Source organism: Veillonella sp. VA139 (assembly GCF_003992005.1).
GTDB lineage: Bacteria > Bacillota > Negativicutes > Veillonellales > Veillonellaceae > F0422.
Genome location: NZ_RQVL01000030.1, coordinates 1 through 22,631, shown reverse-complemented (window position 1 = coordinate 22,631; position 22,631 = coordinate 1). Strand labels below are relative to the sequence as shown.

Sequence of the window (22,631 nt, the reverse complement as noted above, 5' to 3'; positions counted from 1 at the left end):
TGGAGGTGTAAAATGGCAACGGTTCAGGAAAAAATTGAATTATTGCACAAAAAGCTGTCCACTGTTAAACAAGGTGGCGGTGAAAAACGCGTAGAAAAACAACATGCGAGCGGTAAATATACAGCTCGTGAACGTATTGAAAAATTATTCGACGAAAATAGCTTTGTTGAATTAGATCAATTCGTTAAACATCGTTGTGTTAACTTCGGCCAAGAGAAAAAAGAATTACCAGGTGAAGGCGTAGTGACTGGTTACGGTACTATCGACGGACGTTTGGTATTTGCTTTTGCTCAAGATTTCACAGTAGAAGGTGGTTCCCTTGGTGAAATGCACGCTGCTAAAATCGTTAAAGCACAACGTATGGCAATGAAAATGGGTGCTCCTATCATCGGTATTAATGACTCCGGTGGAGCTCGTATTCAAGAAGCAGTAGACGCATTAGCTGGCTATGGTAAAATTTTCTTCGAAAACACGAATGCTTCTGGTGTTATTCCACAAATCTCCGTAATCATGGGACCATGTGCAGGTGGTGCGGTATATTCTCCAGCATTGACTGACTTCATTTACATGGTTAAACATACATCTCAAATGTTCATCACTGGTCCAGCAGTTATCAAATCTGTAACAGCAGAAGAAGTAACAGCAGAAGATCTTGGTGGTGCAATGGCTCATAACAGTGTATCTGGTGTAGCTCACTTTGCAACAGAAAACGAAGATGATTGCTTAGCACAAATTCGTTACTTATTGAGCTTCTTACCAAGCAACAACATGGAAGATACTCCATTAGTTGACACTGGTGATGACCCAGCTCGTGAAGATGAAGGTTTAAATACTTTACTTCCAGACAATCCAAATATGCCTTACGACATGTTTGATGTTATCCGTGCAACAGTAGATAATGGCGAATACTATGAAGTACAACCACACTACGCACAAAATATTATTACATGTTTCGCACGTTTTGCAGGACAAAGCGTAGGTATCATTGCTAACCAACCACGCGTAATGGCAGGTTGCTTAGATATCAATGCATCCGACAAATCTTCCCGCTTTATCCGTTTCTGCGATGCTTTTAATATCCCTGTTGTAAACTTCGTTGACGTACCGGGCTTCCTACCAGGCACAAACCAAGAATGGGGTGGCATCATTCGTCACGGCGCGAAAATGTTATATGCTTACTCTGAAGCAACAGTACCTAAAATCACTGTTATCACTCGTAAAGCATATGGTGGATCGTACCTTGCAATGTGTTCCCAAGATTTAGGTGCAGATCAAGTGTATGCATGGCCTACATCTGAAATCGCTGTAATGGGACCTGCTGGTGCAGCTAACATCATTTTCAAACGCGATGAAGATAAAGATGAAAAAACAGCTAAATATGTAGAAGAGTTCGCAACTCCATACAAAGCTGCTGAACGTGGATTCGTTGACGTAGTAATTGAACCTAAACATACTCGTCCTGCTATCATCAACGCATTAGCAATGTTGGCAAGTAAACGCGAAACCCGTGCTCCGAAAAAACACGGTAATATCCCTCTATAAAACATATACTAGAGGCATACTACACACTTTGCTTCTTGCATGATTCTACTATCATGGTTCTCTATTTATGAGGTGAAAGTATGACAGATAATCCGTGGCTAATTATGGCCATCAATATGACAATTGTATTCGCCGTTCTAATATTATTAGGCGTGCTTATGCATATTATTTATCTAGTAGATCCTACAAAAAAAAAGCCAGCTAAGGCTGAGGTAGCAGAGGTATCTTCAGCCACAGCTCCTAGTGCAGTAACCACTACTAATCAGGATGAAGTGGTTGCAGCCATCGTGGCAGCAGTATGTGCAATGGGGTACTCCAAATCACAAATTGCTTCCGTAAGACCGATTGTGAGCACAGGTTGGAAATTGGACGGTAGACTGCTAGGTAGAAATGTAACCAGATAGTTTGGAGGAGAACTTAATGAATAAGACTACCAACGCACAAGCTGCAAACAAAGAAACAGAAGTTGTAGCAGCTATTGTCAGTGCTATCGTTGCTATGGGCTATTCGCAAAATCAAATTGCATCCATTCGCCCAGTAGTGTCTAATTCTTGGCGACTAGCTAGTCGTTTACAGGCCCTATAAGCTAATCTAAGCTTATGAAAAAGATTCATTACAAATAGATAATTCAGGAGGAAGTTATAATGAAAAAGTTCAATGTTACAGTAAACGGTACAGTTTATGAAGTAGAAGTTAATGAAGTTGGCGGCGCAGCTCCAGTTGCAGCAGCACCTAAAGCAGCTGCTCCAGCACCTAAAGCAGCTCCAGCAGCAGCTCCAGCTCCAGCAGCGGCAGCAGCTCCAGTACCAGCAGGCGCAGAAACAGTAAAATGCCCAATGCCAGGTAAAATCTTATCCGTAGCAGTTACAGCTGGTCAAGCAGTTAAAAAAGGCGATCTTCTTTGTATCTTAGAAGCAATGAAAATGCAAAACGAAATCTATGCTCCACATGATGCAACAGTAGCTGAAGTTCGTGTAGCAGCTAACCAAACTGTAGCAACTGGTGATGCTTTAGTTGTATTAGGCTAATCATAACTTTATACTGCTTAAACTAAACCCTTCTATTATTTAAGGAGGAACTCCATATGGACGCTTTTCTTGTTGCACTCAACTCTGTTTGGGTGGATAGTGGTTTTATTGGTTTCACAATGGGTCATGCTATCATGATCCTTGTGGGAATTATCTTATTGTATCTGGCTTTTGCGAAAGGCTTTGAACCTCTATTATTGAGTCCAATTGCATTTGGATGTATCTTGGCGAATATCCCCAATAATGGTTTCCATGAAGGTGTTATGCACTTAATTGGTTTAGGGATTAAATATGAAATCTTCCCACCTCTAATCTTCCTAGGGGTAGGAGCAATGACAGATTTTGGTCCTTTACTAGCTAATCCTAAAACATTATTATTGGGTGCAGCAGCTCAAGTAGGTGTATTCGTTGCTTTAGGTGGAGCGATGATGGTTGGATTTACGGCTAAACAAGCCGCAGCTATCGGTATTATTGGCGGTGCTGATGGTCCAACATCTATCTATCTTGCATCTAAATTAGCACCTGAATTATTAGGGGCAATCGCCGTAGCGGCATATTCCTATATGTCCTTAGTTCCATTGATTCAACCACCGATTATGAAGTTATTCACTACACAAAAAGATCGGGAAATTGTAATGGAACAATTACGTGAAGTAACACGTTTTGAGAAAGTTGTATTTCCAGTTGTAGCAACAATTGCTATTTCCTTGTTATTACCACCGATTACATCTTTACTTGGCATGTTAATGCTTGGAAACTTGTTCCGTGAATCTGGTGTAACAGCTCGTTTAGCAGACACTTCTGAAAATGCATTGATCAATATTGTTACTATTTTCTTAGCTACTGGTACAGGACTAACGATGACTGCTGATAGTTTCTTAAGCTTTGAGACTATTAAAATCATCGTATTAGGTTTAGTAGCTTTCATCGGTGGTACTGCTGGTGGTGTTATCTTCGGTAAACTAATGAGTCTATTAGATGGAGGTAAGACAAACCCATTGATTGGTTCTGCTGGTGTTTCCGCGGTGCCAATGGCTGCACGTGTATCACAAGTAGTAGGGGCTGAGGCTAATCCTTCGAACTTCCTATTGATGCATGCCATGGGACCTAATGTAGCAGGTGTAATTGGAACGGCTGTAGCGGCTGGTACAATGCTTGCTATGATGAAATAATTGTTATAATATCGAGGTAAAATCAAGTATCTTATCTAGGTATTACCAAATTTTTCAATCACTATTTTTGTACTATAGTTGTATCTATGGTAGTTAGAAGCGTAACACAAAACACTTAAACTTTTTTCACTTGTTATATTTTTATGAGGTGACGACTATGATATTATCAGATGAAGCTAAGGTTTTTGCATGTATTTGTGTTGCGCTTTTTATTTTTGCAATCACTGCACTCCTTATTGGTGAAGATCGGAAAGCACTTTGGTTTCAAAAGCGCAAAACCTATAGTTTCTTCTTACGACGGGGCATATTGGGAGAGTTTCTTCACTTTGGTTATCCCACAACAGTAGAGGGATATGGTGTGACAGCGATTATGTTATTTCTCATAGGTCTATCTTCCTACTTTATATGCACGTATTTTTAACGTGTATCAAGGCTAAAGAGAAATATTTGCTTTGGAAGGAGTTGATTCTTTATGGATCCGGCTGTACAAACCTTAGTTGTCCTTGGTATAATGGCAATATTATTTGTTACTGAAATTATTCCACTGGCTATTACTTCCATCGGTGGTGCTATGGCACTTGGTTTATTAGGTGTAATTCCTATGAAACAAGTATTTAGTGGTCTATCTGATAGCACAGTTGTTTTGTTTGCAGGTATGTTCGTAATTGGTGCAGCTTTATTTCACACTGGATTAGCACAAAAAATTGGTATTTCTGTTGTTAATCGTGCTGGTAAAAGCGAAAACGGTCTTATGATTGCTTTAATGCTAGTTACAGCTTTGATGTCTTCTGTATTATCGAATACTGGTACAGCAGCAGCTTTATTACCTGTGGTTATTGGTATTTGTGCTTCAGCTAAAATTCCTGCTTCCCGTCAATTAATGCCTATGGCCTTTGCAGCGGGGATTGGCGGTATCATCACACTAGTGGGTACACCTCCTAATATCATTATTAATGGTGCATTAGGTCAAGCCAAATTACCTCAATTCGGTTTCTTTGAATTCGCTTGGATTGGTGTTCCTTTAACAATTGCATTCATGATTTACATGGTTACTATTGGTAAATTTTTCTTACCAAAACATGACGGTAATGCGGATGCGGAAGTAGAACAAGAAGTGGATGCTAGTGAAATTTCTAATGATCCTAAAAAAATGTGGTACTCTGGTATTATTCTTTTAGGTGTAGTATTATTCATGGCATTATCTAGCACTTTGAAAAAAATGGGCATCAATATTCCATTACACTTAGCGGCAATTATCGGCGCTGTATTAGCAGTTCTAACTGGTTGCTTGAAAGAAAAACAAGCATACCAATCCATTGACTGGGTAACAATCTTCTTGTTTGCAGGAATGATGCCGGTAGCTGCTGGTATGAATGATTCTGGTGCTGGTAAATTGATTGCTAATGCAGTAGTAGGTGTTATGGGGGATAATCCAAGTCCTTACTTTGCGACAGCTGTTTTATTTATCTTATCTTGTGTATTAACACAATTTATGTCCAATACAGCATCTTGTGCATTGTTGGCTCCAATTGGTATTTCCATTGCTCAAGCGATGGGGGCAAGCCCTCATGCAGTACTTATGGCGATTGGCGTTGCTGCATCTTGTGCATTCGCTACACCAGTAGGTACACCTCCTAATACAATCGTATTAACACCTGGTAATTACAAATTTATGGACTATGTGAAAGCGGGCACTCCATTGATCTTAGTATGCTTCGTTGTAAGTCTAATCGTGATTCCAATGGTATGGCCTTTCAATATGCCATAATCTAATATACTTTGATTAGGTGTATTATACAATTAAATAGGTAATAGATAAGGACTGATACAGAATCTTGCTTGCAAGATTCTGTGGTCAGTCCTTTTTGGGCTCTTTGTCAAGTTTTGGGGATAGCATTTAATCTATTCAGTTTCTTTCATATAAGAACTGTATAAAAATGTAAATATAATGAAATAATAGGAAACATCAGTGGAGACAGTGTAAAATATTTTGTGTAAACATGTTTGGTTGGTATTGAAAAAAACTAAAGCTATTTAAGATTTAAGTGTCTAATAAAAAGAAGGCACAAATAAGAAAGTATTGAATTATATACGTATATTAGATTATAGGGAAAGTTCTACAATATTTTTGTATAAAATATTGTATTATGTCGAGAATTTGATTCTATTTAGGTGTATAATAGTATGGTGAATCTAGAATATTGTAGTCGAGGAAGTCATTCTTAGTCGTCTATGGTTATCTATAGGTGTTCGTTGTGTTCTATAGCTAAATGATACCTGATGCTTTTGTAGATGATACATTAGTCATGCAAATAATGATTTAGAATAGTTAAGAACTATTATACTAATTTAGTGCATAGTAGTTAATATTAGGGTTTATATACTAACAATAAGAAGGTGAATGTGTGAGACCTACATATATAGAAATTGATACAGCACAAATACGAAGTAATTTACGAAAGATTAAAGATTGTCTGCCAGAGTGGTGTACGAGTACGGCGGTGGTGAAAGCAAATGCGTATGGGCATGGTAGTGTTATGGTCGGGCGTATTGCCGTGGAAGAAGGTTATGAGTCGTTAGCCGTAGCATTTCCAGAAGAAGCCATCCCTTTGCGTGAGGCAGGTATAACGGTACCTATTTATCTATTAGGTCTGACGTTGCCCCAATCTTTCGATTTAGTGATAGAAGGGCATTCTAGACCTGCTATTTGTGAATCCACAGATTTAGATGCATTGAATGAATGTGCTCGTCGACATGAAACGATTGTAGAGTGCGCCATTGCTGTAGACACAGGTATGCATCGTATCGGGAGTAAGCCAGAGGATGTATTAGCATTTTTAGAAACAGTAGAATCTTATGAATATTTACGAGTCGATGGATTTTTTACACACTTAGCTAATGGCGATGCTGCGGATCAAACCCATGCCAATCAACAAGTGCAACAATTTCGAGATGTGGTGGAGTTAATTCGTGCCAATCGTACTGAGGACTATCGTTTTTCGTTAGCGAATAGCGCTGGACTATTAGTGGTAAAAGATAGTCTATTTAACGATGCTCGACCAGGTATTATTCAATATGGTATTATGCCGTCCATGGATGTACCAAATCGCTTGGGATTGAAGCCAGCCTTAAGTTTGTATAGTAAGGTAGTACATGTACAACATTTACCAAAAGGATCATCTATCGGTTATGGCAGTACCTATACAACGATGTCTGAAGAAACGATTGCTACTATTCCTGTGGGGTATGCTGATGGATATCCTAGGGCGCTGTCTAATAAAGGCTCTGTACTGATTCATGGCACACGATGTCCCATTGTAGGGCGCATCTGTATGGACCAATGTATGGTGAAAGTGCCTAGTCATATTACCGTAGCTCCAGGAGATGCTGTTGTGCTATTAGGGCAACAAGGACAAGAGAGTATTACAGCGCTTGAATTGGCTTATTTGGTTGGGACCATTCCCTATGAAATATTCTGTAACTTTTCAGAACGAGTGCCACGGCATTATATTTAGAGATTCCATAATATGCATGCGATATATATAATGAACGGAATGTAGGGTTAAGTATGGTGAATGCCTAAAAATAAGGAGTATATATAACATACATAAACGTTTTGAGTGAAATATGGCACATATTTGAAAGTAAGAAGGATAGATAACATACATTAATGCTGACATATAGTATGGAATTACTCGTGTATATGTAACAAGAGTGTGTATGATAGAAGAAAATGGATGCCTTGCGTAGTTTCTTTCATGGTAAGAGAGACTACGGAAGGCATCCGTTTTTCATGTATTATGTATGGTTGTAACTATGCTGAATAATAGGGTTATAGGACAAAATAAGTTGGTTTTAATAGTGATGAGCCTAGTTATATACTAGGCTCATTGAATTTCAAAGTTGTTTAAAAATTTTGAGGTAGGACAAAATGAATTGGTAAAAATTCCGATACCCCGAATAATATAAAGCAAACAATGTAAATTGCATGATGTAAATTATACAATGCACAGTTATATAGCCTTCTTCTAATGCATAGAATGGGAGAGGTATAAGTGTACGTGTACGTGAAGGGATTTGTACATCCCTAGAGATAGTATGCTAGATCTCGTAAATAGGTGAACTAAATAAAGAACGTGCTGCATTTTCGATATACAAAGCAGTATTAGATTGGTTCATTGTGTATAAATGAATACCAGATACGCCTTCTGTTACAAGGTCTACAATTTGATTTAACGCATAGGCAAGTCCAGCGTCACGAAGAGCGATTGGGTCATGCTCATATTTGTCTAAAATGGCTTTGAATTTGCGTGGAATAGAGGTAGAATTACTTGTTAATAAACGCAATGCTTGGTTACGGTTGATGATAGGCATTACACCTGCTAAGATTGGCACATCGATTCCTGCTAAGGCACATTTTTCTTGGAAGTCATAGAATACATTGTTATCTAAGAAAAACTGTGTCACCAATAGTTCGCAACCAGCCTCCACTTTTTCTTTTAAGAATTTAATATCTTGTAATTGGTTGGGGGAGTCTGGATGTACTTCTGGATAGCAAGCACCAGAAATTTGAAAGTGCGGAGCATAGTCTTTTACAAAATGTACGAGTTCAGAAGCATATTTAAAGTCTCCTACTGGTGGTAAATCTTCTAAAATATCACCCCGAAGTGCTAGTAGCTTATGAATACCTAGTTGATCCAATTGATCAATGACGGATCGCACTTGCTCTTTAGATAAATAAATGGCTGGTAAATGAGCTTTTGTCGGAATATGCAATGTATTTTGTACATAGTTGGACAACTTGATTGTTGTTTCTTCAATATTACGTTGTTTATTACTACAGGTAACAGAGATGAACTCTGGTTTTAAGCTTTTTAATTCGTCTAAGACAGTAATAATTTTTTCATCTCCTACTTGCGTGTTAGGAGGAAATATTTCGTAAGATAATGTTGGTCGTTTTTGTTGTATAGTTTCGCTCATGGCTGGTTCCTTTCTACTAATCAAACATGGATTTATAATACCAACTTTTTTCTATATAGACCAATTCTTAATATATATATTATGTTATAGGTATAAACTATAAAACTGGATGTATTAAATTGTAAGTAGAAATTGAAGACTTACATAAAATCATAAAAATTGATATGTAATGAAAGTAAGAATTTAGAGGTATGCATATGAAATTAGCATAGGGAAAACGGGGGAATGGCATGCCATATGTATTGGAACTTTCAGTAGAAATCGTTATAATAGAAGTATTCGGAATGCGAGATATACCAATTGGTTATAGGATGTTTTGCATACTCTGAAATAGTATAAGTCCGACATTTTTATACTACGTAGGTAAGAGAGTCAAAAGAGATAGGTTTGTCCGCCATGGTTCTTTTAGGTGTAGAAGGTATGTCATTGAATACGATGATAGTGGTTGGACATGTTGTGCAAGAAAGGAGATAGTGATGAGTCAATTACTAGAAGAAATTGAATCCTTGCGAGGATCCATGAAAACATTAAATGATTTTTTCTTCGACCATCCAGAACTAGGGAATGAAGAGTTTTTAGCCCATGGTAAATTAACAGATTTACTGGAAAGTGAAGGGTTTACTGTAGATCGTGAAGTGAGTGGTTTACAAACCGCATTTCGTGCTGTGTACCATGTGCAAGGAGGAGGACCCAAAATTGGGCTTCTCTGCGAATATGATGCCTTAGAAGGCTTAGGTCATGCGTGTGGGCATAACCTACAAGGTCCTTCCATCTGTGCAGCAGCCATTGGTTTACGTCGTACCCTGCAAGTGCCAGCTACCTTGGTGGTCTATGGAACACCAGCAGAGGAAACGGCATCGGGTAAATTGGTGATGGCAAAAGAAGGCGTTTTTGACGATTTAGACGTGGCTTTCATGATGCATGGCAGTGATTCTACAACGGTAGATGGCAAGTCCTTGGCCCTTAATTTAGTGAATATTAAGTTCCATGGCAAATCGGCTCATGCAGCGATTGCTCCAGAAAAAGGCATTAGTGCCTTGGATGCAGTGTTGTTATTCTTTAATGGTATGGAATACCTGCGTGAGCATGTACCTACAGAAGTACGTATGCATGGGATTATTACAGATGGTGGTAAGGCAGCGAATATCGTTCCAGACTATGCGTGTACACAGTGGTATATTCGTTCCTCTAGTCGCATTCGCTTAGATGAAGTGGTGGAGCGCGTGAAACAAGTAGCGCAAGGGGCTGCCTTGCAAGTGGGAGCTACTATGGAATGGGACGAAGTGAAAGCCTATGATAACAAGGTCAATGTGCAAAGTTTGAATGACTTGCTCTTAAAGAATGCGGAAATCGTAGGCGCTCCAGACATTTCAGAACCAAGAAAGGTAACTGGTTCTACTGACTTTTCCAGTGTTACGTTCCGCGTACCAGGAGCTTGTTTACGGGTTAAATTTGTAGGTAGAGGTGTGACTAGTCATTCTCAAGAATGGCTAGATAATGGAAAAACTCAATTAGCAGAGGATGCTATTATGTACGGAGCTAAGGGGATTGCTCTTACAATAGAGGAAATTCTCACCACACCAGGTTTACTCGCTCAGATTCAAGAAGACTTTCAACAGTCGAAAGCAAATTATTAATTAGCCTATCTTCATAGGTAAAGGAGAAGTAGTTATGAATTTATTGTTGTGCGCTATTGTAATTTTGGGCGCAGGCACATTGGTAATAAAAAAGTTTAAAGCACAAACAGTATTGCTCTTAGGCGGTTTAATCATGATGCTAGGGGCGTATTTCTTTGGCTATACAACGGAGTTTGTGGATGCGAAAAAAGGAACAGGGATGATGTTCTTTGATGCTTTTGAGTGGATTAATAATACCACTGCAAAGGATGCAGCAGGGTTGGGTCTCATGATTATGACATGTACTGGCTTTGCTAAATACATGGATCATATTGGTGCTAGCTCTCGCTTGGTTACAACTGCGATAAAACCCTTGCAAGCGATGAAAGCTCCTTATTTAGTATTATCTTTAACATTTTTATTAAATATGTTTATGTCCTTGGTAATCCCAAGTGCATCTGGTCTAGCGATGTTGATGATGGTGACCATCTTCCCTATTTTGGTACGTTTAGGCGTAAGCCCAGTAGGGGCAGCGGCAGCGGTAGCCACTGGTCATTTGTTGGATATTGGACCAGCCTCTGCTACAAGCCTATTAGTATCTAAAACAGTGGGCTTAGGTGTAGAAGAATACTTCGTAGGCTATCAATTGAAAGTATACATTATCTGTGGTATTGTGACAGCTATTGCGCATTACATATGGCAACAATACATGGATAAAAAATCCGGTCATGTTCCTTCCGAAGTTGTACATGCAGAACCACAAGAAACAGTAGCAGTAGGACCTCTTGCGTATTTAATATTGCCATTCTTGCCACTTGTATTTATGTTAGGATTTAGTAAATATGGTATTGCAGGCATTAAGATGAATGTTAACTTGGCTATGTTCCTAAGCTTATTTATCGCCATGATATTTGAATTGATTCGATTCCGTGATTTCCGAAAAGTAGCTGCGTCTATCCAAACTTTCTTTAAAGGTATGGGGGACCAATTTACCAATACGGTAACGTTGATTGTAGCAGGGGAAACCTTTGCATTCGGTTTGACATCCTTAGGGATTGTCAATGAGTTCGTAGCATTCATTAAAACATTCTCTATTCAAGCAGATATAGTGGGTGTTATCGTATCTGTGATTATCCTAGTATTGAGCATTGTCATGGGCTCTGGTGTAGCATCTATGTTTGCATTCTCGCCATTAGTGCCAAATTTTGCTAAAGAATTAGGTGGTAATGCGATTACGATGTTACTAGGTATGCAAAATGCGGCCTCTGTAGGACGTTTATTGAGCCCAATTAGTGCGGTTATGATTGCCGTAGCTGGTGTGGCAAATATTTCTAGTTTTGACTTAGTAAAACGAACTGCAGTGCCAGTATTAATTACATTCATTACCTCCACAATTTGTATTTTAATATTCCATTAATAGATGAATGTCGAATGGAAGGAATGTTAATTACTAGACAATTAGATAGAAATTAAATGTTGACGTTGAGTGGTCTTTTGTGTATGATAAGTGTACAAGACTCATGCCCATTGGGGGTTGATATGTGGAAACGTTAACAACATGAAGTGCCTAACGTGTAAGTGTGTATACTTTACTCGTTAGGTTTTTCATTCCTATGAAAGCAATGAAAAATAGATGCACTTCGTGATAGATATAGAAAAGGCCAATACAAATGAGAATACAACAATTACAATATTTAGAAAAAATTGCAGAAAAAGGATCAATTAATGAAGCTGCTAAGGAATTATATTTATCCCAACCTAGCTTATCCAATGCGGTGAAAGAATTAGAACACGAAATGGGTGTTCAGCTATTATTGCGCACTAAATCAGGGGTAACCTTAACCCATGATGGGCGTGAATTTATGATTTATGCTCGACAAGTACTAGATCAAATTCAGTTATTAGAAGAACGATATAAATTGAATACCAAACGAAAAGAACATTTCTTTATTTCTGCTCAACATTATGCCTTTGTGGTGCATGCCTTTGTAGAACTTATCAAAAGTGTAGATACTGATGAATATCAATTTGGTTTACGGGAAACAGAAACGCAAAATATTTTTGAGGATTTAGCTACTTTCAAAAGTGAATTAGGTATTTTGTATTTGAATAATTTTAATCGTCAAGTGATGGAGAAGTTATTTAAAGAGTATAAATTGACGTTCTACCCATTATTTGAAGCGGAACCGCATGTATTTTTGTGCCGCGAGCATCCTTTGGCGAAGCAAGATAAAATTACCTTGGAAGAGCTAGAGGATTTCCCTTACTTATGCTATGATCAGGGGGAAGACAATTCCTTCTATTTTTCAGAGGAAATTTTAAGTACTTTGGACAGAAAAATGACCATAAAAGTATCTGACCGTGCTACTATTTTCAATTTAATGGTTGGTTTGAATGGATATACCATTAGTTCTGGTATTTTGAGCCGTGAGTTAAACGATGATAAAATCATCGCCATTCCTCTAGATGTAGAAGATACGATGACTATGGGGTATTTAATGCCACATATGCTAGAGCCAAGTCCCATTGCGAAAAAATATTTAAAACTATTGAAAGAACATATTCGTAACTATGGTTTTGAAGTGATAGAATGGAAAAAGAAATAAGCTTTTGTAATAGAATAGAAGTAATAGAACAGAGGTATGCTAGTGTAGGCGTACCTCTGTTTTATATTGAGAATAAATATAGATTATGTAGTAAATAACCGTTAGTAATGAATAGATGGTCTATTATGAGATAGATGCTAAGTAGTACGTTGTTAAGGTTGTAAAATGCAATATAGGTATCTTATAATAACTAAAATTTATGTCAACGTGAAATGTTGTTATAGTTTATAAATGCCGTTCTATTCTTTCAGAAAACAGTTTATAATCAAGGTATAACTTTATATTCGCCTTACTGGTGCCGCGAGGCTTAATAGGGAAGCTTGGTGAAAAGCCAACACGGTCCCGCCGCTGTAAAGGGGAGCGAAACTTCAGGTAACGTCACTGGGAAACTGGGAAGGCGAAGTGTAGCGAAGATCCTGAGTCAGAAGAACTGCCGTAAGAAGCATGTCGTTAGATCCGCGAGAGACGGGTAGAGATGGTTTTGCGCTAAGTGCATACGCTAAATCATAACCTACCGTTTTCAATCGAAAACGGTTTTTCTTTTATGAATGATAGTTATATCTTTCAGTAAAAGACTAGGTAGGGTGATGAGTTATAGGGTTGGGTAGGGTATACCCAGTTTCTAATTGTTTATTTTATTTTTATGAGAGCTGCAACGATTACATAAGCTATTAGAATCTCTATGATGAGGTAATCTCACTAGAAAAGTGGTTTGAGTAAGGGAACGTATGCCTATGTGGTCAGAGAAAGGAAGCTAGACTATGGGACAAGACAAGCATCATGAACCACAAGTTCACGAAGAACAGTTTGAGCTACCAGATGTATCGTTTGATGAGTTTTCTATCCCTACCTACGAGGAGTGGAAAACGACGGTAGAAGGTATCTTGAAAGGGAAAGATTTCCAAAAAAGTATGTATACAAAAACATACGAAGGAATTACTTTACAACCAATGTATTGGTTGAGCGACCAAGAGGGATTGACTCAAAACTTGACATATCCTGGTCGTGATAGCAATTTACGGGGTGCGAAAGCTAGTGGATATATCCATACACCTTGGACAATTGCACAACGTTGTGACGGAAAAACAATTGCTGACATGCATGACATGTTACAATTTGAATTAGATAAAGGTAGCACAGCTATCAGTTTCACACTGGACAGTGCTACACGGAAAGGACAAGATGCTACGAAAGCTGAAGCTAAAGATGTAGCTGACGCAGGGGTATCCTTGTCTACTGTAGAAGAAGTGGAAGCTTTATTAAAAGGCATGGACTTAACTACAAAAGAATTAGATATTCGTACAGGTGCTAGTAGCGTATGCTGGGCGGCCGCCTTACATGCACTTTGCGAATCTCAAGGGGTGGATGTGAAATCCTTGTCCGGTATGATTGGGGCAGATCCAATTGGTACTTTGGCACAAGATGGTCATTTACCACGCCCTATGGATGAATATTTCGATGATATGGCACATACCATTGCTTGGGCATCGGCACATGCACCACAATTGCGCACAGTTTTGGTAGATACAGATGTATACCATAATGGCGGTGGCAATGACGTACAAGAATTGGGCTTTGCTATGTCTACGGCTGTCACATATTTACGTGAGATGGAACGCCGTGGCATTGATGTGAACACATTTGCAAAACAAATTCGCTTCCATGTGAGCGTAGGCGCTAATTTCTTCATGGAAATAGCTAAACTACGTGCTATAAAAATGGTATGGGCCCAAATTATTGAACATTGTGGCGGTGATGAAGAAGCGAAGAAAATTAACTTGTTCGTAAGTACATCTCACTTCACACAAACAGTATTCGACCCATATGTAAACTTATTACGTGCTGGTTCTCAATCCTTCTCCGCAGTAGTAGGTGGTATGGATGGTATGTTTGTACGACCTCTTGATGGCTGCATTCGTCCAAGTGATGAATTCTCTCGTCGTATTGCTCGTAATATTCAAATCATGGAGCAACAAGAGTTCAACTTCATTCAACCAGTTGACCCTGCCGGTGGTAGCTGGTACTTAGAACCATTGACACAAGAATTGACTGAAAAATCTTGGGCATTGTTCCAAGAATTAGAAGGTAAAGGTGGCATCTTAGAAACATTAGTATCTGGTGAAACGCAAGAAGCCGTGGATGCTATTTTACAAAGCCGCTTTAAAAACTTGGCAACTCGTAAAGATCGTGCCGTTGGTAGTAACATGTATCCAAATATGACGGAAGAATTACTAGAAGTACCAGAGGTAGACTTTGAGGGCTTACGCCAAGCTCGTGTAGCAGCATTAGCTAATGTGGGTACAACTGATGTAGCTGAATTAGCTCTAAAAAAACTACAAGAATCCGACTTCAGTGAAATTGGTTCTTTGGTAAGTGCTGCGTATACTGCATTAGTAGCGGGCGCTAGCTTTGGACAAGTTTTTGAAGCCTTAGCAGATGGCAGTGAAGGTGTGACAGTGAAAGCAATTCTATCCCATCGTTGGACAGAACAATACGAAGAATTGCGTATGCGCACTGAAAACTTCAAAGACACACATAATGGGGACAATGTTAAAATCTTCTTGGCTAACATGGGTCCGATTCCTCAACATAAAGCGAGAGCTGATTTCGTTACTTCTTTCATGCAAGTAGCTGAATTTGATGTGCTTACAAATGATGGATTCCCAACTGTAGACGAAGCGGTAGCAGCTGCCTTAGCATCGAATGCAGATGTGACAATTGTATGTTCCACTGATGATACATATCCAGAATTGGCACCAGCAGTGACAAAAGCAATCAAAGCTGCTCGCCCAACTATGAAAGTATTCTTGGCAGGGGCTCCATCTCCAGAGTTGAAAGAACTTTGCGATGCAGCAGGCATGGATGATTATATTAGTGTACGCTCCAATTGCTATCAAACATTATTAGCAATGCAACGCGAGAAAGGAATGATGTAGATGATTCCGGATTTTAGAAATATTCCTTTTACAGCTGCTAGCCCAAAAGCATCCGATTTAGATGCATGGAAAGAGCAATTACAAGCTGAAACTGGCAAGTCCTATGATGACAACTTCATTCGTACTATGGAACAAATTGATGTGGGTCCTGTGTATGATGCCTCCATTTATGATCAATGTAACCATTTACAATATGTAGCGGGTATTCCTCCGTATCTTCGTGGACCATATGGCACAATGTATGTACAACGTCCTTGGACAGTACGTCAGTATGCAGGTTTCTCCACAGCGGAAGAATCCAATGCCTTTTATCGTCGTAACTTAGCGGCAGGTCAAAAAGGTTTGTCTATCGCCTTCGACTTGGCTACTCACCGTGGCTATGACTCCGACCATCCTCGTGTAGTGGGTGACGTTGGTAAAGCCGGAGTTGCGGTAGACTCTATCTTGGATATGGAAATCTTGTTCTCTGGTATTCCATTGGACCAAATGTCTGTATCTATGACAATGAACGGCGCCGTATTACCAGTTATGGCCTTCTATATCTTAGCTGGTGAAGAACAAGGCGTAGATAAATCCGTTATGGCAGGTACAATCCAAAATGATATTTTGAAAGAATTCATGGTGCGTAATACTTACATTTATCCACCAGCAGCATCTATGCGTATCATTGGTGATATCTTTGCCTATACATCCAAATACATGCCTAAATTCAACAGTATTTCCATTTCCGGTTACCACATGCAAGAAGCAGGCGCTACAGCGGATATCGAATTAGGTTACACATTGGCTGACGGCTTAGAATATTTGCGTACAGGTGTGGCAGCAGGTCTTACAGTTGACCAGTTCGCACCGCGCTTATCCTTCTTCTGGGCAATGGGTAAAAACTACTTCATGGAAATTGCTAAAATGCGTGCAGGTCGTATGTTATGGGCTAAAATTGTTAAATCCTTTGGTCCGAAAAATGTTAAATCTATGGCATTGCGTACGCACTCCCAAACATCTGGTTGGTCTTTAACAGAACAAGATCCATTCAATAACATTACTCGTACTTGTATCGAAGCGATGGCAGCAGCCTTGGGTCATACGCAATCCTTGCATACGAACGCTCTTGACGAAGCGATTGCCTTGCCTACAGACTTCTCAGCTCGTATTGCTCGTAATACGCAATTGTATATCCAAGATGAAACGAATGTATGTAAAGTTATCGACCCATGGGGCGGTTCTTACTATGTAGAATTCTTAACAAACCAATTGATCCGCAAAGCATGGGCTCATATTCAAGAAGTTGAAGCCTTGGGTGGTATGTCTAAAGCGATTGATACAGGTCTTCCAAAAATGCGTATCGAAGAAGCGGCAGCTCGTCGCCAAGCGCACATTGACTCCGGTAGTGAAAAAATCGTCGGTGTTAACTACTTACGCCTTGATAAAGAAGATCCATTAGATATTTTGGAAGTAGACAATACAGCTGTACGTTTGGCACAGATCGAACGATTGAAAACATTGCGTGCTAATCGTGACAATAACAAAGTACGTAGCTGTTTGGATGCCATTACAAAAGCGATGGAAACAGGAGAAGGAAACTTGCTTGAATTAGCCGTAGAAGCAGCTCGTGCTCGTGCCTCTAAAGGTGAAATCTCTGATGCAGTAGAAAAAGTATGTGGCCGTCATAAAGCGATCATTCGCTCTATTTCTGGTGTATACAGCAGCGAATTCAGCGATGACGATGTAATCACAGAAGTACGCAGCATGACTGAAAAATTTGAAGAGAAACATGGTCGCCGACCTCGTATTTTCGTAGCGAAAATGGGTCAAGATGGTCACGACCGCGGAGCTAAGGTTATTTCTACAGCCTTCGCAGATATGGGCTATGACGTAGATATCGGACCTTTATTCCAAACTCCAGAAGAAGCAGCGAAAGATGCCGTAGATAATGACGTACATATCGTAGGTATGAGTTCCTTGGCAGCAGGTCATAAAACATTGATGCCTCAATTGTGTGAAGAACTTAAAAAATTAGGCCGTGAAGATATTATGGTTGTTATCGGTGGCGTTATTCCAGCTCAAGATTATGATTATCTCTATGAGCATGGTGCAGCCGCAATCTTTGGACCTGGTACCATCATTCCAGTTTGCGCTAAAAAAGTTCTCGAATTATTAGACGAACGCTTAGATGAGGAAGAATAATCTGATTAGATGATTCTAAACTCATAAATAGGTAAGACATGACACGTAGTCAGTGCCATAGTGCTACTTTGTAGCTGGCTACTGATTGCGTGTTTGTCATATTCGAATCGGTGAAAGGAGGGTGTCTTATGAGTGATGATACCTATAAGCCTTCTTGGGTTCCTGAGGAGAAAGATGATAAATTTGCATGCCGCGTTATGCGTGGTGTGGATGGTGGTCATGATGGGATGGATGCAAATATAAATGCACCACAAAAGCCGGTAGCTCCTAAGGTGGTAAAACGGAAAAAATTGACCGTTGATGACTATGTGGAAGGGGTACTAGCTGGTAATCGTATGATTCTATCCCGTGCCATCACATTAATTGAAAGTAATGCAGCAGCTCATTTTGAAATGGCACAACAAGTCATTCAGCGCTTGTTACCTTATACAGGTAAATCTACCCGTGTAGGGATAACAGGGGTGCCTGGGGCTGGTAAATCTACTTTAATTGAAGCGCTAGGCACAAAGCTATGTCAAAACGGTCATAAAGTAGCGGTTCTTGCGGTGGATCCATCTAGTACTGTGACTGGCGGATCTATCCTAGGGGATAAAACTCGAATGGAGCAACTGTCACGGGAGCCAAATGCATTCATTCGGCCATCTCCATCAGGTGGTACTTTGGGCGGTTTGACTCGTAAAAGTAGAGAAACATTGCTCCTATGTGAAGCCGCGGGCTACGATACGATTTTAGTAGAAACCGTAGGGGTAGGTCAAAGTGAAACCACAGTGCGTTCCATGGTAGACTTTTTCTTGCTCGTTGTGTTGACTGGTGCTGGGGATGAATTGCAAGGTATGAAAAAAGGCGTTATGGAGTTGGCAGATGCCATCGTTGTTAATAAGGCCGATGGAGATAACTTGCAACGTGCCAAAGTGACTCGCCAAGAATACGAACGTATTTTATGGTTCATTCGGGATGCGACGGAACAATGGACGACCCATGCGTACACATGCTCTGCTTACACAGGAGATGGCATCATGGAGTTGTGGCAAGGTGTTATTGAAAAATTTATGGAACAATGTAAAGGCAATGGAGTGCTACAAGCGCGTCGCCGCGATCAAACCTTATCGTGGGTATATTCCATGGTAGAAGAACATTTACAAAACTTGTTCTATCGTGCACCAGAAATTGTATCTTGCCGTGGAGGCATTGAAGATGCAGTTATTGAGGGACGTTTAACTCCTACATTGGCAGTACAACAATTTATTAGTACTTTCACACAAACAGCCTTGGGGGATCAAGCAAAGAACACCCCATTATTTGAGCTGAAATAAATACGAAACAGGAGAGGAATCTCTCCTGTTTTCTGCGTATTTAGGTAAAATCCTAGTAGTTTTTTGGGTATATGGATTTTGAAAGATATAAGATGAAAAATATATAATAAAAATCTATATATGTGACAAAAGTAACACAAAAACAATACAAATGTGTATTCTAAATGGATGCATAAAATTTTACTAGAACTTAAAAGAATAGGGAAATAAATGGACCAATTATTTATTTCCACAAGGCTGAATAGTTTGTTATAATATGACGGAAAGTTAATGAATACATAACTAGTATTGTTTACACTATGTGAGGTGCATAATAATGAGTTTCGAAAGTCGATTCCAACATCTTGATCGCCGTGCCCCTATCGCTGAGGATAATGTGGCGATTATTCATGATTTAGAAAAATGTAAGAACTGTACTCTTTGTCGTAAAGCATGTGCTGATACTATGAGTGTGCTTGATTACTATGATTTGGAAGCAACCGGAGATAATCCTATTTGTATCCAATGTGGTCAATGTGCGGTAATTTGCCCATTTGGTGCAATGTACGAACGTACAGAATTAGATAAAGTAAAAGAAGCCATTGCAGATCCAGAAAAAATCGTAGTTATCCAAACAGCACCAGCTGTTCGTGTATCCATCGGTGAAGAATTTGGATTTGAACCTGGTACATACCAAGAAGGTAAAATGGTAGGCGCTCTTCGTGCGTTAGGTGCTGACTATGTAGTAGATACCAACTTCGGTGCGGACTTAACTATCATGGAAGAAGCGAACGAATTAATAGAACGTAAATTACATGGCACAGGTCCATTGCCACAATTTACTAGCTGCTGTCCAGCATGGGTAAAATTCTGTGAAACTTTCTTCCCAGAATTTGTACCACATATTTCTTCAGCTCGTAGTTGTATTGCTATGGAATCTGCTATGGTAAAAACATATTTTGCAAAAAATATGAATATTGATCCTAAGAAAATTGTATCCGTATCTGTAGCTCCTTGTACTGCAAAAAAAGCAGAAATTCGTCGTCCTGAGCAAAATAATGCAGCTCGTTTCACTGGTGAAGATTTAGGTCCAGATACAGATATCTGTATCACTACACGTGAATTTGCACAATGGATTCGTGAAGCAGAATTAGATTTTGCCGCAGTAGAAGATTCTGCCTATGATAAATTCATCGGTGCTGCTACTGGTGGCGGTGTTATCTTCGGTAATACTGGTGGTGTTATGGAAGCAGCTATGCGTGCATCCTATAAATTCATCACTGGCGATGAACCATCTCCAGCTCCACTTCTTAACTTGACAGATGTACGTGGTATGGACGGTGTGAAAGAAGCAACTGTAGAAATCGGTGGACATACGCTGAATGTGGCTGTTTGCCATGGTGGTAAAAATATCCGTGATTTCTTAAATGAATTGAAAGCATCTGGTAAAACATACGACTTCATCGAAATGATGGCGTGCCCAGGTGGATGTATCGGTGGTGGTGGACAACCACGTGCAAAATTACCTGTTGCCAATAAAGTAAAAGGTGAACGTATTGAAGGTCTTTATAATTGGGATTCCAATATGAAACTCCGTTCTTCTTATGAAAATCCTGAGATTAAAGATGCATACGCTAATTTCTTAGAAAAACCATTAGGACATATTGCGCATGAATTGTTACATACTACGTATGTAGATCGTAGCGGTGATTTAGGTGCTCGCAAAGATGTAACTCCTGAAACATGTCCAACATCTCCAAAATTTAAAAAGCCGGAATAATTTAGTTAGTAACTTCAACTCCGGTGAGTCAGCGAATGTGTAAGTTGGTTTGCTGCTGAACGAAGTTATTATATAGTCATCTAAGCATGACAACATACTGCAAGACGAAAAGACTCTTATGGGGATCATCCCATAGGAGTCTTTTCTATTCTATTCCATCTGGTGGCGGAGTGCTAATTGGCAAAGGGAAGAGCGGAACATATATCCACGCTCTCCTTTGTAGCCTGGGGGATGCTCTTAACGATGGAAAAGTGGAACATATACCTTCACAAACGGTATTTCATAATGTTTGTTCAGGCACATGTTCCGCTTTTCTAGGTTAGCTTAATTTAGACATAGTACCCACAGGCTACTATGGGTAATGTTTGCTCGGCACATGTTCCGCTCTTCTGGGGTTGTCTAATGTAGTGGACCGCCACAAAGATAATCTACGAATGAGGGCAATTATAGGGTGGGGGGTGCGGAACGTTCCTCCACAAACTAATCCTCGGCAGGTTTGCTCCGGAATATGCCGTACTCTTCTGCATTAATGGTATTTACCAATAGGTCGCTCCTAGGTGTTCTATGAATCAATTCTAGGGGAATGGATAGTAGTTATGATAGAATGTAACTAAATGGTGTTGGACATATTAGTTTGGATGACTGCTACTGTATTTAGAGTGATGATGTCTGATTGAAACTGTGAGGTGCTAATGAAGGTTATTAAGATAGTTCTAACGGTTTGTGGCATTTTGTTGTTGCTCTGTTCTATTCTTGTTGGGGGCATATTTTATATGCTTAGTAATGATGTGGTACATGACTTTCAGTATTATAAGGTGGAAGATACACATACTTGGGATGATAAAAATTGGACTTTAATTTTAGTTAGGAATCGTGATAATGCGATTGTTTTACAGTCAGTGTTAGATTATTACAGTGAGGATGATAATGAGGTCTTAGTGGTAACCCTTGATGGATATTATATTTTTTTAGGTGAAACTTTAGTGTATTCTGAAACTTATGATGGGACTTATTCTGAAAGAATGTGGACAAGGGAGTATTCTGCCGAACGAGGTGAGGTTTTACTTTCAAAATACAGGAAACAGAGTTGGGAAAAGTGGATGAAGGAATATTCAGAACAAACAGTTGCTAGTGAAGATATAGTATCAGAGTTAACATATTTACCTTTTAGATATGATGGAGAGTTAATGGATATAACGCAACATCGTTTGTTAACATATCCGAAATATATAAGGATTCAATCTAAGTATGTGTATGTATATACTGAGGTTGGCATTCTGATTATAGATTTGAAGCAGAAGCAGATATATACTATTGAAGATAAGGAGTTCCCTTTTTCTAGCAAAGAAGAGATTATGAATTATAATGAATTTGTATATGCCGTTAATAATAGTGTAGAACTCAGACATTATGATATTGGTACTGTCAAGAATTTTGTGTAAACTCTTTAAGAAATAAATGCTCTAAGCAATTAAATGGATGAAAGTAAGTGAGC

The 22,631-nt window shown here is 39.3% G+C and carries 17 protein-coding genes and 1 riboswitch; of the genes, 16 read left to right on the top strand and 1 reads right to left on the bottom strand.

Translation table 11 applies throughout. The annotated features are described in order from the left end of the window. The first annotated feature begins 12 nt into the window (after positions 1-12). The 8 genes from EO125_RS08715 to alr all read left to right on the top strand — a co-directional run bounded on the left by EO125_RS08715 (position 13) and on the right by alr (position 7,257). Complete coding sequence (locus EO125_RS08715; RefSeq protein WP_062401066.1) at positions 13-1,542, top strand: carboxyl transferase domain-containing protein; 1,530 nt, start codon at positions 13-15, stop codon at positions 1,540-1,542. Between the two features lie 80 nt (positions 1,543-1,622). After that, positions 1,623-1,946, top strand: coding sequence for an OadG family protein (locus EO125_RS08710; protein ID WP_127148554.1), 324 nt, complete (start codon positions 1,623-1,625; stop codon positions 1,944-1,946). A 16-nt stretch (positions 1,947-1,962) separates the two neighbouring features. Further along, complete coding sequence (locus tag EO125_RS09885; RefSeq protein ID WP_009352831.1) at positions 1,963-2,127, top strand: hypothetical protein; 165 nt, start codon at positions 1,963-1,965, stop codon at positions 2,125-2,127. A gap of 59 nt (positions 2,128-2,186) precedes the next feature. After that, positions 2,187-2,570, top strand: coding sequence for a biotin/lipoyl-containing protein (locus EO125_RS08705; RefSeq protein ID WP_009352906.1), 384 nt, complete (start codon positions 2,187-2,189; stop codon positions 2,568-2,570). Positions 2,571-2,626: 56 nt separating this feature from the next. After that, positions 2,627-3,742, top strand: coding sequence for a sodium ion-translocating decarboxylase subunit beta (locus EO125_RS08700; RefSeq protein ID WP_127148553.1), 1,116 nt, complete (start codon positions 2,627-2,629; stop codon positions 3,740-3,742). Between the two features lie 157 nt (positions 3,743-3,899). Continuing rightward, positions 3,900-4,163 carry a hypothetical protein gene (locus EO125_RS08695; RefSeq protein WP_127148552.1) on the top strand — a complete coding sequence of 88 codons (264 nt, stop codon included), beginning with the start codon at positions 3,900-3,902 and terminating at the stop codon, positions 4,161-4,163. A 51-nt stretch (positions 4,164-4,214) separates the two neighbouring features. Beyond that, the gene (locus EO125_RS08690; RefSeq protein WP_127148551.1) at positions 4,215-5,510 is read left to right on the top strand and encodes an SLC13 family permease; all 1,296 of its coding nucleotides are present in this window, start codon (positions 4,215-4,217) and stop codon (positions 5,508-5,510) included. A 637-nt stretch (positions 5,511-6,147) separates the two neighbouring features. After that, a complete protein-coding gene (gene alr, locus EO125_RS08685) occupies positions 6,148-7,257 on the top strand; it encodes an alanine racemase (RefSeq protein ID WP_127148550.1) in 1,110 nt (369 codons plus the stop codon). Positions 7,258-7,843: 586 nt separating this feature from the next. Here the strand turns inward: alr and metF are convergent. Then, entirely contained in the window at positions 7,844-8,722 is an 879-nt protein-coding gene (gene metF, locus EO125_RS08680; protein WP_127148549.1) for a methylenetetrahydrofolate reductase [NAD(P)H], read from the bottom strand. 476 nt (positions 8,723-9,198) lie between these two features. On the opposite strand from metF, the gene EO125_RS08675 reads away from it, so the two are divergent. The 8 genes from EO125_RS08675 to EO125_RS08640 all read left to right on the top strand — a co-directional run bounded on the left by EO125_RS08675 (position 9,199) and on the right by EO125_RS08640 (position 22,578). Further along, positions 9,199-10,359, top strand: a complete 1,161-nt coding sequence (locus tag EO125_RS08675; RefSeq protein ID WP_127148548.1) for a M20 family metallopeptidase — start codon at positions 9,199-9,201, stop codon at positions 10,357-10,359. Between the two features lie 34 nt (positions 10,360-10,393). After that, positions 10,394-11,755 (top strand): C4-dicarboxylate transporter DcuC, encoded by a 1,362-nt coding sequence (gene dcuC / locus EO125_RS08670; RefSeq protein WP_127148547.1) that lies wholly within the window; start codon positions 10,394-10,396, stop codon positions 11,753-11,755. 253 nt (positions 11,756-12,008) lie between these two features. Further along, complete coding sequence (locus tag EO125_RS08665; RefSeq protein ID WP_127148546.1) at positions 12,009-12,944, top strand: LysR family transcriptional regulator; 936 nt, start codon at positions 12,009-12,011, stop codon at positions 12,942-12,944. 276 nt (positions 12,945-13,220) lie between these two features. Next, positions 13,221-13,397: riboswitch (cobalamin riboswitch) on the top strand. A gap of 308 nt (positions 13,398-13,705) precedes the next feature. Then, positions 13,706-15,880 carry a methylmalonyl-CoA mutase family protein gene (locus tag EO125_RS08660; protein WP_127148545.1) on the top strand — a complete coding sequence of 725 codons (2,175 nt, stop codon included), beginning with the start codon at positions 13,706-13,708 and terminating at the stop codon, positions 15,878-15,880. Beyond that, on the top strand, positions 15,881-18,064 hold the full coding sequence (gene scpA, locus EO125_RS08655; RefSeq protein WP_127148544.1) for a methylmalonyl-CoA mutase: 2,184 nt from the start codon (positions 15,881-15,883) through the stop codon (positions 18,062-18,064). Between the two features lie 128 nt (positions 18,065-18,192). Continuing rightward, on the top strand, positions 18,193-19,377 hold the full coding sequence (meaB, locus tag EO125_RS08650; RefSeq protein WP_127148543.1) for a methylmalonyl Co-A mutase-associated GTPase MeaB: 1,185 nt from the start codon (positions 18,193-18,195) through the stop codon (positions 19,375-19,377). Positions 19,378-19,693: 316 nt separating this feature from the next. Further along, positions 19,694-21,136 carry a [FeFe] hydrogenase, group A gene (locus EO125_RS08645; RefSeq protein WP_127148542.1) on the top strand — a complete coding sequence of 481 codons (1,443 nt, stop codon included), beginning with the start codon at positions 19,694-19,696 and terminating at the stop codon, positions 21,134-21,136. 692 nt (positions 21,137-21,828) lie between these two features. After that, positions 21,829-22,578, top strand: a complete 750-nt coding sequence (locus EO125_RS08640) for a hypothetical protein (RefSeq protein WP_127148541.1) — start codon at positions 21,829-21,831, stop codon at positions 22,576-22,578. The last annotated feature ends 53 nt before the right edge of the window (positions 22,579-22,631 follow it).

What these genes read in the sequence shown, in the direction of transcription:
- EO125_RS08715 (WP_062401066.1), top strand. Translation starts at nt 13, where the DNA reads ATGGCAACGGTTCAGGAAAAAATTGAATTATTGCACAAAAAGCTGTCC.
- EO125_RS08705 (WP_009352906.1), top strand. Translation starts at nt 2,187, where the DNA reads ATGAAAAAGTTCAATGTTACAGTAAACGGTACAGTTTATGAAGTAGAA.
- EO125_RS08690 (WP_127148551.1), top strand. Translation starts at nt 4,215, where the DNA reads ATGGATCCGGCTGTACAAACCTTAGTTGTCCTTGGTATAATGGCAATA.
- EO125_RS08700 (WP_127148553.1), top strand. Translation starts at nt 2,627, where the DNA reads ATGGACGCTTTTCTTGTTGCACTCAACTCTGTTTGGGTGGATAGTGGT.
- EO125_RS08645 (WP_127148542.1), top strand. Translation starts at nt 19,694, where the DNA reads ATGAGTTTCGAAAGTCGATTCCAACATCTTGATCGCCGTGCCCCTATC.
- EO125_RS08675 (WP_127148548.1), top strand. Translation starts at nt 9,199, where the DNA reads ATGAGTCAATTACTAGAAGAAATTGAATCCTTGCGAGGATCCATGAAA.
- EO125_RS09885 (WP_009352831.1), top strand. Translation starts at nt 1,963, where the DNA reads ATGAATAAGACTACCAACGCACAAGCTGCAAACAAAGAAACAGAAGTT.
- scpA (WP_127148544.1), top strand. Translation starts at nt 15,881, where the DNA reads ATGATTCCGGATTTTAGAAATATTCCTTTTACAGCTGCTAGCCCAAAA.
- EO125_RS08665 (WP_127148546.1), top strand. Translation starts at nt 12,009, where the DNA reads ATGAGAATACAACAATTACAATATTTAGAAAAAATTGCAGAAAAAGGA.
- dcuC (WP_127148547.1), top strand. Translation starts at nt 10,394, where the DNA reads ATGAATTTATTGTTGTGCGCTATTGTAATTTTGGGCGCAGGCACATTG.
- EO125_RS08640 (WP_127148541.1), top strand. Translation starts at nt 21,829, where the DNA reads ATGAAGGTTATTAAGATAGTTCTAACGGTTTGTGGCATTTTGTTGTTG.
- EO125_RS08710 (WP_127148554.1), top strand. Translation starts at nt 1,623, where the DNA reads ATGACAGATAATCCGTGGCTAATTATGGCCATCAATATGACAATTGTA.
- meaB (WP_127148543.1), top strand. Translation starts at nt 18,193, where the DNA reads ATGAGTGATGATACCTATAAGCCTTCTTGGGTTCCTGAGGAGAAAGAT.
- EO125_RS08660 (WP_127148545.1), top strand. Translation starts at nt 13,706, where the DNA reads ATGGGACAAGACAAGCATCATGAACCACAAGTTCACGAAGAACAGTTT.
- metF (WP_127148549.1), bottom strand. Translation starts at nt 8,722, where the DNA reads ATGAGCGAAACTATACAACAAAAACGACCAACATTATCTTACGAAATA.
- EO125_RS08695 (WP_127148552.1), top strand. Translation starts at nt 3,900, where the DNA reads ATGATATTATCAGATGAAGCTAAGGTTTTTGCATGTATTTGTGTTGCG.